The 12,338-nt window shown below is 68.9% G+C and carries 10 protein-coding genes; 4 read left to right on the top strand and 6 right to left on the bottom strand.

From position 1 onward, the window contains the following. Positions 1-268 precede the first annotated feature (268 nt). Positions 269-574: a GNAT family N-acetyltransferase gene (locus ABD401_RS24920; RefSeq protein ID WP_344609922.1), complete on the top strand. Its 306-nt coding sequence runs from the start codon at positions 269-271 to the stop codon at positions 572-574. Between the two features lie 252 nt (positions 575-826). Here the strand turns inward: ABD401_RS24920 and ABD401_RS24915 are convergent, their stop codons facing one another. The 6 genes from ABD401_RS24915 to ABD401_RS24890 all read right to left on the bottom strand — a co-directional run bounded on the left by ABD401_RS24915 (position 827) and on the right by ABD401_RS24890 (position 8,289). Next, positions 827-1,303 (bottom strand): (2Fe-2S)-binding protein, encoded by a 477-nt coding sequence (locus ABD401_RS24915; RefSeq protein ID WP_344609920.1) that lies wholly within the window; start codon positions 1,301-1,303, stop codon positions 827-829. 27 nt (positions 1,304-1,330) lie between these two features. Continuing rightward, entirely contained in the window at positions 1,331-3,715 is a 2,385-nt protein-coding gene (locus ABD401_RS24910; protein WP_344609918.1) for a molybdopterin cofactor-binding domain-containing protein, read from the bottom strand. A 539-nt stretch (positions 3,716-4,254) separates the two neighbouring features. Then, a complete protein-coding gene (locus ABD401_RS24905) occupies positions 4,255-4,494 on the bottom strand; it encodes a hypothetical protein (RefSeq protein ID WP_344609916.1) in 240 nt (79 codons plus the stop codon). After that, a complete protein-coding gene (locus ABD401_RS24900) occupies positions 4,491-5,132 on the bottom strand; it encodes a sigma-70 family RNA polymerase sigma factor (RefSeq protein ID WP_344609914.1) in 642 nt (213 codons plus the stop codon). Before ABD401_RS24900 ends, ABD401_RS24905 begins: the two co-directional genes overlap by 4 nt. Positions 5,133-5,243: 111 nt before the next feature. After that, positions 5,244-6,344 (bottom strand): hypothetical protein, encoded by a 1,101-nt coding sequence (locus ABD401_RS24895; protein ID WP_344609912.1) that lies wholly within the window; start codon positions 6,342-6,344, stop codon positions 5,244-5,246. 49 nt (positions 6,345-6,393) lie between these two features. Continuing rightward, on the bottom strand, positions 6,394-8,289 hold the full coding sequence (locus ABD401_RS24890) for a hypothetical protein (RefSeq protein ID WP_344609910.1): 1,896 nt from the start codon (positions 8,287-8,289) through the stop codon (positions 6,394-6,396). 428 nt (positions 8,290-8,717) lie between these two features. Between ABD401_RS24890 and ABD401_RS24885 the strand changes: the two genes are divergently transcribed. The 3 genes from ABD401_RS24885 to ABD401_RS24875 all read left to right on the top strand — a co-directional run. Then, complete coding sequence (locus ABD401_RS24885) at positions 8,718-11,093, top strand: molybdopterin cofactor-binding domain-containing protein (protein WP_344609908.1); 2,376 nt, start codon at positions 8,718-8,720, stop codon at positions 11,091-11,093. Positions 11,094-11,120: 27 nt separating this feature from the next. Next, positions 11,121-11,612 carry a (2Fe-2S)-binding protein gene (locus ABD401_RS24880; RefSeq protein WP_019873493.1) on the top strand — a complete coding sequence of 164 codons (492 nt, stop codon included), beginning with the start codon at positions 11,121-11,123 and terminating at the stop codon, positions 11,610-11,612. Positions 11,613-11,801: 189 nt separating this feature from the next. Further along, the coding region (locus ABD401_RS24875; protein WP_344609906.1) for a glycine-rich protein at positions 11,802-12,338 on the top strand (537 nt) is incomplete at its 3' end.

Here is a 12,338-nt window from a genome sequence, read left to right as displayed (position 1 = left end):
ACCGACGGGACGCTCCTGGCTCACGCACCAAATGCTACTGCACTCAAGCAGATATGCAGAACGTATGTTCGAGTATAGGGGACACCGCCGACCAGCACAAGACCCAGAACCCCTACGCCACAAGGGAATTGGCACCGCCCGACGTCGGCGCCCGTGCACTGGAGATGTCATCTCCAGTGCAGGCGCGCCCGCCCCGCCTCGGTGGAGATGACATCTCCATGTCATCGTCGGGTGCCCGACAACGTCGTCGACAGGTGAGGCAGGCATCGTGACCACCGAAGTGCTGGACGTTCCCGAGCAGAACCGGTACGAGATCCGGCGGGACGGGCAGCTGCTCGGCCACGCGGCCTATCAGAAGACGGCGGAACTGGTCGTCTTCACCCACACCGAGATCGACCCCGCGCTCGAGGGTCAGGGCATCGGCGGCCAGCTGGTGCGCGCAGCGCTCGACCACGTCCGGACGCTCGGGCTGCAGGTGCTCCCGATCTGCCCGTTCGTCCAGGGCTGGATGGGGCGGCACCCGGAGTACCGCGATCTCGACTACCGCCGGCCGGCGAGCACCGCCACCGACTGACCCGCGATCCGATCCGCGAGCGTCAGCGGAAGCACACCGGTTCACTCCCGCGCGGCGCGCTCCAACCCTCGTCGGTTCGCGCTGGCGCCGACGTGATCGGGGCGGATCGAGTCGACTCCCCGAGCGTCGCGAGCTCCGCCTCGAACAACTTCCCCGACGTCCAGCCGATCATTGACGGGCCGTCAGCTACAACGCCACGGCCCCTCCGGGGACCGGAGGGGCCGTGGGTGTGCGACACGGGGCGTTGCGTCGCTACATCTTGGCGGCCGCGTACTTCACGGCGTCACGGATACGCGGGTACGTACCGCAGCGGCAGACGTTGCGCAGGGTGTCGAGGTCGGCCTCGGAGATCTTGCGGCCGGACTTCTTCACGCGGTTGATCAACGCAGTCGCGGCCATGATCTGGCCGGGCTGGCAATAACCGCACTGGGCGACGTCGTACTTGACCCAGGCCTCCTGCACGGGGTGCAGCTTGCCCTTGGCCGTCTTGGCCAGACCTTCGATCGTGGTGATGCGGTCCGAGGCCTTGATGTCCGAGACCGGCACCGAGCACGGGTTGAAGTGCTTGCCGTTCAGGTGCGAGGTGCACGCCTGACAGACCCGGATGCCGCAACCGTACTTCGGGCCGGTGACACCGAGCAGGTCGCGGAGCACCCACAGCATGCGGACGTTGCTCTCGGCGTCCACGCTGACCTTCTTGCCGTTCAGGATGAACGTGTGCTTACTCATGAAGTCTCCTCCTTCCGGGAAATCAGGTCAGCGCGCGAAGCGGCGGCCGTTGACGGGTGACTGCGGGATCGGTGGCACCTTGGGCTTGGCCACGAATCCCAGCGGCTCGTTGAAGTTGACCGGGTTGTAGGTCGGGAGCTCTCCCACCGCACGGCCGTAGGCGATCGCCGCGGCCGCCTGGCCGGCGGCCACACCGGTCTCACCGGCGCCACCGCCGATGTCACGGTTGTCCGGCATGACGTGGCACTCGAACACGTACGGGACGTTCCACTGCCGGGTGTACCGGTAGTTGTCCCACGAGCCCTCGAGCGGCAGGCCGTCCTCGATGTGCAGACTCGCCGTCAGGGCCTGGGCGATGCCGTCCATGCAGCCGCCCATCATCATCGCCTGGAAGTTGCGCGGGTTGATGACCCGTCCGGCATCGACGGCCATGATCGCCTTCGTGACACGCGGGCCCGTGTAGGCCTCACGGATCTTCCGGTTCACCATGGCGGGTCGGGCGTCGATCTCCATGAAGCAGGCGACCTTGCACTGGTACTCGCTGTGCAGCGCGATGGCCTGCGCGGTGCCCTTCGGCATCGTGCGACCCCAGTTACCGGCCTCGGCGGCCTTGTCGAGCACCGCACGCCAGCCGTCGTCCGCCGCGAAGGAACGACGAAACTCGTAGTCGTCCATGCCGAACGCGTCAGCCATCTTCGAGACGTGCAGCTCACGCGCCGTCCCGGTGTCCGGCGAGTACACGTTCCGCACCGCGGACGTCGGGAGCGTGTCGTAGGCGAAGATCTCGTTGAGGAACACCGCGGTCGGGCCGAAGTGGTACGGCACGTCGGTGACGAGCTGGTAGAACCCCATCGACACCGAGAGGTTGCCGGCCTCCTTGTTGCCGGAGAAGCCCAGACGCGGGTCCTGCGCCGTGGCCGAGCCGGAGATGATCTCGCCGAGACCGTGCGTCCAGTCGCACGCCGAGGAGGCGCTCGACATCGTGAAGCTCGTGACGCTGTTGCCGTTCTTCGTGGCGCGCACGCGGTTCACCATCATCGGGTGCATACGTCCGTGGCGGTTGTCGTCCGTCCGGTGCCACATCAGCTTGACGGGCTTGCCGAACGTCTTCGACGCCTCGACGGCCTCGTAGGACGCGTCCGAGAACAGGTGGCGGCCGAACGAGCCACCGCCGGGCGGGCAGTGCACCGTCACGGCGTCCTCGGGCAGGTCCAACATCAGCGCGATCCGCTGCAGCGTGACGATGGGCATCTTGTTCGTGCCCCAAACCTCGGCGGAGTCCTTGCGGACGTCGGCGACGGCGCAGTTCGTCTCGAGCGGCGAACCACTGCGGTAGTGGAACGTGTAGTCCTGGTCGATGACCTCGTCGGTCGGCGCCGCGGGCGGCACCGGCAGGAGGACGGACGCGACCTTCTTGGCCAGCGACTCGTTGTTCTCCTTGTCGACGGTCCCGGCGCCCCAGGTGACCTTGAGCGCGCGGATCGCGTCGATGCACTGGCCGAACGTGCGCGCACGCACGGCCACCCCGCGGGAGATCGCCGCGACGTCGGTGACACCCGGCATCGCCTTCACACGCTCGAGGTTGTCGATCGACTGCACGGTGCCGTTGATCGTCGGGGGCCGGCACAGCATGGTCGGAAGCGCGTTCGGGACCTGCAGGTCCATCGCGAACTTCTTCTTGCCGGTGACCATGTCGAGGGCGTCGACGCGGCCGATGCTCTTCCCGACGTACTTGCCGGGCTTGCCCTTGAGCTTGACGTCCAGCGGCTTCGTGATCTTGGACGCCGCGAGTTCGGACAGCAACCCGTAGGTGGCGCGCTGACCGTCGGGGCCGAAGACGGCACCGTCGCGGGTGGTGACGGCGGAGACGGGGACCCCCCACTTCTCCGCCGCCGCCGAGGCGAGGGCAGTGCGGGCCGTCGCCGCCATCGTGCGCATCGGCATCCACAGCGAGAAGTGCGACGTGGAACCACCGGTGAGCTGGTTGAAGACCAGCTCAGGACGCGCGTCGGAGAGGTACACCTCGACGTCGTCCATCGACATGTCGAGCTCGTCGGCGATGACCTGCGCGAACGAGGTCGTGATGCCCTGGCCGACCTCCTGGCGAGGCAGCGCGAAGCGCGCCTTGCCCTGCGGCGTGAGCTCGATCTTCAGGTGGTGGTTGGTCGGGAGGCACGAGTCCCGGTACGCGTCCAGGAAGTCGTAGTTGGCCGAGAACGTGGGGTTACTCGGGATCAGGGAGGCACCGGCGGCGTGGGCCGTGGACGCTGAGCCCTCCCACGCCATGTCGGCAGTGACAGCCAGCGTGGTGCCGGCCAGCACGTACCCGACGAATTGGCGCCGCGAGGTGCCCGACGGCGGTGCCGCGGGCGGTGCAAGCGTGGTCGGGTCGGGGCTGGGTGTTGGTGACATGAACTGTTTTCCCTTCACGCCGGCTCGGGGGAACCGGCTTACGGGCCGTCGCGGACACGGCGGAAGTTCTGCTCCCGCCGGACGACGGGATGGACAACGTGCGGCAGCCTCTTCGCGCAGGACCTGGGGCGGGCGTCCCGGTCCTGGACGGATGAATGGCTGCACACGGACACGGGACCTGGGTCGGCCTTCGCTTCCCCCGAGTGTTCACGGGATCACACGCGAAGATCGCCCGATTTGCCCCGTCATCGACGAACGGTCGCAGCTTTACGTCTAATGGTTTTGTGCGTCACGTCATAATCTGACGGAATATCAGAAAGGTTTAGGGGTCGAGATTGCGCTGTACGCGCGCGCCGCGTTACGCCTGGAGAAAATTGGGTCTTGCGGCCGATTTATATCGTGTTACGATGTACCCACAACAGCACATCTCCTCGGGTGCCAGGGGTGGTCACGGACCGCCGGCACCCCAGGCCTCCCCCGGCCGGACGCGGACAGCACGAAGTGCCGCTGCACCGCGGAAAAGGGAACGGGAGAGAGGGTCAGCTCGTGAGGTCCAGGGCCCCGAGCTCCAGCAGTGTGGCCGCCTCCTCGGCACAGGCGCCACACGTATCGAGGTGTCTTCGCATCACGACGTCCTCGTACGCGGGATCCGCAGCGACGTGCTCGACGTACGCGCAGATTTGGTCGAAGCACTCGTCGCACGACAAGTAGGGGTCCGCGTCGACAGTCAGTCCGGCAACGACCTCGGCGAGCGACCGTGGTGGGGGCGGCGCATTCATGCGGTACTCCGGTCGGTAATGGCATCCAGATGCCCGCAGTCGGCAAGAGCGGCTCGTAACCGCCGACGGGCGTCGTGCAGTGTCTTGTAGAGCGCGTTGCGGGTGGTGCCCAACCGATCGGCCAGGACGTCGATCGGAACCTCCTCGACGACGAGGGCGATCGCGATACGTCGCTGATGTGGCGTCAGCGCCGTCTGGATCGCGTTCTCCACCGCCCGGGCCAGCTCCGTCGCCTCGGCCAGCTCGGACGGGGAAGCGCTGTGGTCGACCATCCCCACCAGGTCGACCGAGTCGGAGAGCGAGATCTCCTTGTGGCGCCAGGCCTGCTTCCGGACCTCGACCCCGGCCTGGTAGACCGCAAACTTGTAGGCCCAGGTGGAGAAACGGCTCCGGCCCTCGAAGGTGTCCAGCCGCCGCAGGACGGAGACTGTGGCCTCGTCCGCGGCCTGCATCGCCAGATCGGTGAGCTCCTCGGTACCGGCGTGCGGGAGCATGCCGCGGAGCCGGTACACCTGATGCCGGCTCGCCCGCAGGAGAAGCTCGTGGAGTCGACGCAGGGCAGCATCGCCGTCCGGACCGTCCGCGGTCAGGTCGGCTATCCACTTCTCGTCCGACGGGGCGGCGTCGGAGTTGTCCACTACGACCGTTTCTTCGAGCGTTCTCGGGGAGACATACAGCTGGTCTCCACGTAGGTGTCGCCTCGTCCCCAAGTCTTACCCCGAAATTTCGGGCCGTGACCAGGCTCGCGCTCATTCGCCGGCCCGACGCTCGGTGGTCAGCGGCTTGCTGACCGTGGTCAGCCGCCCGTTCGGGACCCAGCCGCCGGTGCCGATGGCGCCGCCGCGGTGGGACAGGTCGACGCCCATCAGGCTGAATCCCGCCAGCGCGGCGTACAGCCGCGGCGGTCCGGCGGGTGCGGGCCGCCCGGTCGCGGCGAGCCACGTCGTGAACCCGGCGGGCGAGGCCAGCTTGCGCAGCGCGTACTTGTCGAGCTCGGCGATGTACTCCGCCGCCGGTTCCGCCGTCGTGTCGTAGTTCAGCACCACGACCGCGCCCGAGCTGTAGCCGAGCAGCGTCCCGTTGCCGAGCCACGGCGCGAGATAGACCCCGGAGCGGGCGGGTCTGCGCGCCTGCGTCGCCAGCGCCCGCTCCGCGGCCGACCAGTCCCCCACGACGACCCGCGCGTCGAGCGGCTGCGGCTCGGCGTCGACGGGGAGGTTCAGCCGCGCGGCCTCCCGGCGCACGAGCCGCTCGGCCGCGTCCGCGCGGGGCGAGTTCCCACCCACGAGCCGAATGCCGGGGACGCCACGGTCGGCGATCGACCGCAGCATGCCGCGCAGGGCGATCCGGTCGGCCGCCGTCAGCGCCTGGTTCGGGCAACGGCTGGGGGGCGCCGCACCGGCCAGGGCCGCGCCGACGACGGCCGACAGGCATTCGGGACCGGCGGCGGTGGTGATCGCCGGCAGGGCGGGGACCGCGGCATCGGGGTGCACGTCCAGGGCCGCGCGCCGCCCGGAGTGCTCCACCCACAGCGTGGTCGGACCCGCGGGCAGGTCGACGAGCGCCCACGCACCCGGCGCCCCGGCCCGGCGTTCCGCCGCGACGAGCGTGTCCCCCACGCCGACGCGATAGCCCTCGCCGTCCACCCACACGAGATTCGGGCCCGGCCGGTGCGGGACGACCACGACCTGCGCCGCGCGCCCGTCGACCGACACGCGCTCGACGACGGGCTGCCCGCCGGCGGCCTGGGGCGGCATCGGCGGTCCCGCGCCGACGCCGCCCGCGAACACTCCGGTGACGACGACGCCGGTCGCCGCCGCGGCCACCACGGCAACGAGTCCGATTGTCACTCGCCCGGTGCGCGACAGCACGCGCCGAAGTCCGGAGTGGGCCGCCATGTCAGTCGCGGAACGCCGCGTCCGGCACCACGAAGATCATCGAGTGCGGTTTCGCGTCGCCCCAGGGCCCGTGCGGCCACGAGGCGCGGTTGAAGTCGACGCAGGGCTCGCCGGTGTACTCGTCCTTGAAGTCACGGTCGAGCGACAACTGGTGGTCGTCGTCGATCGTCACCAGGCAGACCTTGTGGTCACCGTCCCACCCGGTGCGGGCGACGAAGTAGTTCGAGTACGCGAGCCGGCGCGGGTCGCGGGTCTCGGCGAACTTGCCGTCCGGACCCTGGACGAAGTGGTCCAACGCGCCCCAGTGCGGGCCGCCGCTCGTCGGGTCGTCGACGGGCAGGACCGAGTGGACGGTCGGGCAGTCCTTCTCGGCGCCGCCGTGGAACGCCTCGGTCTCAGTGTCGATCTTGCACTCGACGTCGTTCCCCGCCGCGAGCAGCTTGCGGATGTCGAGCGAGAGGACGATGCCCGGCGTGCCCGGGTCGGAGGCCTCGGCGGTGTGGGCGCGGCGGCCCATCGTCACCGTGTAGAGGAAGCGGTCGTCGGGCGAGGTCTGCAGCCAGCCGCTGCCCTCGCAACCGCTGTCGGCGAAGCCGTGGTGCCCGGCGCCGCTGCCGGCCATGCCGGCCTTCGCGCGGTCGTTCATGGCGCGGTAGACCGCGGCCTGGTCGTAGACCTCGCGCCACTGCGGGTCCTTCACCGTGATGTCGGGCGTGTAGTAGATCGCCCCGGCGCACATGGAGGAGGCGAACGCGCCCTTGTGGCCCGGCCGGTTCGTGACCGTGACCTCCATGAAGCCCATGTTCTCGGCGTCCGAGGGCTTCGTCTGCCGCGGTCCGTCGGGCAGGCGCGACACCGACACGACCTTCGGGTTCTTCCGGTCGCTGATGTCCCAGATCCGCACCGTGCGGCGGACCATGTTCACGTCGACCGGCGGCAGGGCCGGCAACGGGTCCTCGATGATGACCGACGGCTGCGCGAAGTCACCGGTGATCATCCGGTTCAGGTCCTCACGGAGCTGGATGCCGTGCGGATTCGCGCACGTCCGCGGCTCGACCGGCGGCGTCATCGCGCACTCGCGCGGCACCGGCTCCATACCCGGCGTCGCCGCGGGTGACTCGGAGATCGTCCGCCCGTTCCTGTCGAGCAGCACGACCGAACCGGGAGCACCGCCGAAACCGTTGCCCATGCGCACCTCACCGTTGGTGTAGGTGCAGGGACCGGGCAGGTTCGGCCCGCCCATCCACGTCCCGTAGGCCGTGCCGTCGCTCATCGTCCAGAACGCGTCGGGCACCGAACCGCACGGGGTGTCCGTCGGCAGATTGACGCCGCGCAGCGTCATCACCGGCAGGTTCGTGGCGTCGAGCGCGAACGCGACGTCGCTGTACAGCCCACCGGCGTAGATGGTGTCGCCGCGGTGCCACTCGTACTGCATGTGGTGCGGCTCGTTCTCCGCCAGCGGGACCGTGACGGTGTTGACGACCTTGCCGTAGGTCGGCGCGCCCTTCTGCACGTCGATCACCGCGAGGAAGTCCGGCCCGACCGCGGGGGTGTGCGGACGGCCGAGCGAATCCATCGCCTCGCCGGCCGCGCCCGGCAGGTTGTGCAGCTTGCCGCCGGCCCCGGACTCGAGGTCGGCGGCGTTGACGTCGCCGGCCCAGACGACGAGGTACTCGTGCGACGCCGCCGCGTCCCGGTCCACCCCGGGGAAGTTTCTGAGGTGGTTGGTGATCGTGAAGTCCTGGCCGTCGTCCGAGGTCCACGTCGAGGTGATCGTGGTGACCGGCGCCGCGGCCACCGGTGTGGGGGCGGCGACCGCGACGACGGAGCAGGCGAGAGCCAGCACCGAGAAGAGGCAGGTGGAGGGCCGGGGACGTGGCGAGGGCAGCAACCGCATGGGGATGTTGTCCGTTTCTCTTCCGCGCGACGACTCTTCGCTCCTCTGGCGGAAGGAGGCGACTCACCCTCGTCAGTGCCGTCACGACCTTTGGTTCTTACCGGACGAACCCTGACGTGCCGTCACAGAACTTGGTGCGATCGGACAAGTTGAACTGACCGGACATTTTCTCAGTAAGACCCTCGTGGTCCGCGTCACTTACTCCGATGTGCACACATTCCGCCCGCTGTGTACAACACCGCCCCACGCCAGGGCCTCCGCAGTTCTGGCACCCATCCGCCATGGGCGCAGGTGGTGAGTACTCCCACCCGCCATGCTCTTCAGCCGAAGGGCATTGACCTGAAGTTGATCGTGAACGCCCCCGCCCGCTGACGATCGACGCCTCTTGAGCCGGTCTCCCCCGAGCCGGCGCGAAAGGAAGCACGCTCATGACGCAAACTGCAGACGCTTTCGGCACTACCGGGCCTGAGGAGACCGCGAACGGCCTGAGCCGTCGACGCTTCGTCGGCTATGTCATGGCCGGGACAACGCTGACCGTGGCTGGTCAGTACGTGGTCGACTCGCGCCCGGCCACCGCGGCCGGCGGGGCCACCCCCATCCTGAGCAACGACCTGCCGTCGGACCACTACGACTTCATGGACCTCATGCGCGACCAGACCCGCGCCGTGACGCCACTGCTCACGCTCGAGGTCTCTGAGGACGGCCGGGTCCGCTTCGACATGCCGCGCTGCGAGGTCGGACAGGGTGTCGAGACCGGTATCGCGCAGATCATCGCGGACCAGATGGAGATCCCGTACGAGCAGGTCGACATCACCCAGTCGAAGGCGCGGGCGGACCTCTTCGCCGCGCAGCTCACCGGTGGGTCCTCCTCGCTGTACTCGCTGTGGGAGCCCCTCCGTGAGCTGAGTGAGCTCGCGCGGCAGCGCCTCGTCGGCGCGGCCGCCCAGAAGTGGGGTGTCTCGCCGAAGGTGCTGCGCACCAAGGACGGGTTCGTCTTCGGCCCCGACGGCCAGCGCGCCCCGTACGGCTCTCTCGCCATCGGCTCGCCGCAGAACGAGGCCATCGGTGCGCTGCTCGACGCTGCGATCGGTCCGCCCAAGGGCGGCGTGATCGGCAAGTCGGTGCCGCGCAAGGACATCAAGGCCATCGTCACCGGCGCCAAGAAGTTCGCGATGGACCTGGACATCCCGAACGCGCTCCCGACGATGCTCGCCCGGCCCCCGACATTCAACGGCCGCGTCGGCAAGATCAACAACCTCGAGCAGATCAAGGGGATGCCGGGCGTCACCGACCTCGCGGTCATCGAGTCCACGCACCGTTCCTCGGCCGTGGCCATCCGCGCGAAGACCTTCGGTCAGTGCGTGGACGCGATCCGTGCGCTCAAGGTCGACTGGGAGGTCGGCGACACCGGCAAGGTGAACTCCGAGGGCCTGATGGCCGAGGTCCAGAAGGTGCGGCTCCCGATGGAGCCGGCACTGCCCGGGTCCGAGGTGATCGAGGGCGAGTACACCTTCCAGTTCCGCAGCAACTCTCCGCTCGAGACGAACAGCGCGGTCGCCGACGTGACCGACGACAAGTGCGAGGTGTGGGCGGCCTCGAAGATCCCCGGCACCCCGCTGGGCATGCTTTCCGAGGAGCTGGGCCTGCCCCTCGACAAGGTCGTCATCAACGTCGTGTACGCGGGCGGTTCGTTCGGCCGCAAGCTGCACGGCGACCACATCCTGGAAGCGGCGCGGGCGTCGAAGGCGTTCGGCAAGCCGGTCCGCCTGATGTGGCACCGCACCGATGACATCCGCCACGGTCGTCAGCACCCCGGAGCGATCTCGCACGTGCGGGCCACCAAGGTCGGCAACAGCGTCACCAGCTTCACCCAGTGGCACGCGTCGGGGGCCTGCGACTTCACCCACAGTCTCGGCGACGTCATCTCCGGGCGCGCGGTGAAGAAGGAGCCCGGTCGCTATGCGGGCAATACCGGCGTCACCGACTACTTCTACCAGGTCGTCACCTCGGTCCCGTACAACTTCGGGCCGACCAAGACCGCCCTCACCGAGGCGTTCCAGTACGACTACCTGCCCACATCCGCGGTGCGCAACGTGTACTCCCCGGACGTCGCGGTGGCCCGTGAGCTCCTCGTCGAGGACCTCGCCGAGTCGTTCGGCATGGACGGGTACGAGTTCCGCCGTGCGTTCGCGAAGAGCGAGCACATGAAGGCCGCGCTCGACGCGGTCGCCGAGCGCGGCAACTGGGGCCGGAAGATGCCGGCCGGCATGGCCCAGGCCATCGCCATCCACAGCGAGTACAAGTGCAACCTCGCGTGCCTGATGGAGATCGACAACCGGCCGGAGACGACACGTCGGCGGACCCGCCGCGGCTGGCCGGGCCCGCGCATCACCAAGGCGATCTTCGCCGGCGCGATGGGCGTCCCGGTCAACCCGGACCAGTGCAAGGCCCAGTTCATGGGCGGCATGATCGACGGCATCGCGGCCGCCTTCACCGAGGCCCTGCACTGGGAGGAAGGCCTCCCGATCGAGGGCGGCTGGGACGACTACATGTTCACCCGGCAGTGGATGTCGCCTCTCGAGTTCGAGGCCATCGTCATCGACGACGGCAGCCTGGTGCCCTCGGGCACCGGCGAGACCGGCAACGGCGCCGGCTACGCCGCTGCGGCCATCGCGCTGCAGAAGGTCCTCGGCCGCAAGATCACCGAGCTCCCGGTCTACTTCCGGGACACCCCGAGCCAGTTCACGCACATTCCCAAGTCACCGTCGGTGCCGCAGAGCCCGACGCGCGTCCTGCCCAGCTGACCTTCGAGCGAAAGAAAGGAGTTTCCCGTGTCCAAGCACTCGTTCATCCTGAACGGCAAGAAGGTCAGCGTTGACATCGAGGACGACGTCCGCCTGCTGTGGGTTCTGCGTGACGTCCTCAAGGTCCGCGGCCCCAAGTACGGCTGCGGCATCAATCAGTGCAAGGCCTGCACGTCGCACATCAACGGCAAGGCCTTCACGCCCTGCTCGGTGTCGGTGAAGTACATCAAGCCGACCGACCGGATCACGACCATCGAGGGTCTGGCCGACACGGCCGGCAAGAAGAAGGGCCCGAACGGACTGCACCCCGTGCAGGAGGCGTGGATCAAGAACTCGGTCCCGCAGTGCGGGTACTGCCAGCCCGGTCAGATCATGGCGGCCGTCGACCTCATCGAGAAGGCCAAGAAGAAGGGTCGGAAGGTCACCGACGCCGACCTGGACAACCTGCGCAACGTCTGTCGATGCAACACGTACCCGCGTATCCGGGAGGCCATCAAGGAGGCCTCACGAAACATGTAAGAGCCCCCGCTGGGTGTTGGTGACATCAATCAGTGGGTAGTCGCGCTCCGGGCGGTTGCGCGACATCGGGGAAACACGAGGGCCCGTCCGGCCGAAAGAGCCGGACGGGCCCTCGCTCCGCACACAGACATCGGGTTAGCCTCCTTCCGAAGCTCTCTCGAGGCAGCGCCAGACGAAGGGCCAAACAACATGAGAGCAGCAGCGATCGGCGGAACGCTCGCGGTCGTGCTCGGCGGAACGGGCGTCCCGGCCGCCGGAGCAAGCGTCGCCGGCGAGTGCAGTTCACCCACCGCTCTCGGGGTCGTCACCTGCACATATGACGACCCGTCAGCCACTGACTACCTCCTGCGCGTCCCGGCCGGCGTGCGCGACGTGCGCATCACCGCGCACGGTGCGGCCGGCGGTGCCGGCGGCGTCCTGCGTTCGGACGTCGCCCCCGCACCGGGCGGGCCGGGCGGCATGGTCGCCGCGACCTTCCCGGTCCGCGCCGGCGACCAGCTCCACGTCCGGGTCGGTGGCCACGGCACGAACGCCAACGGCATGAAGCCCGGTGCGGCCGGCCGCTACGGCGGCGCCCACGGCGGCGCGGGCGCCCCGGCCGGCGGCGGAGGCGGCGGCGCCTCGAGCGTCCTGCTCAACGGCACCGGCCACGACGCGCGCCTCCTGGTCGCCGGCGGCGGTGGTGGCGGCGGCGGCACGCTGACGACGTTCGCCGCGGACGCCCGC

Source organism: Sporichthya brevicatena, assembly GCF_039525035.1.
Lineage (GTDB): Bacteria > Actinomycetota > Actinomycetes > Sporichthyales > Sporichthyaceae > Sporichthya > Sporichthya brevicatena.
This window is presented reverse-complemented; position numbering and strand designations above follow the sequence as displayed.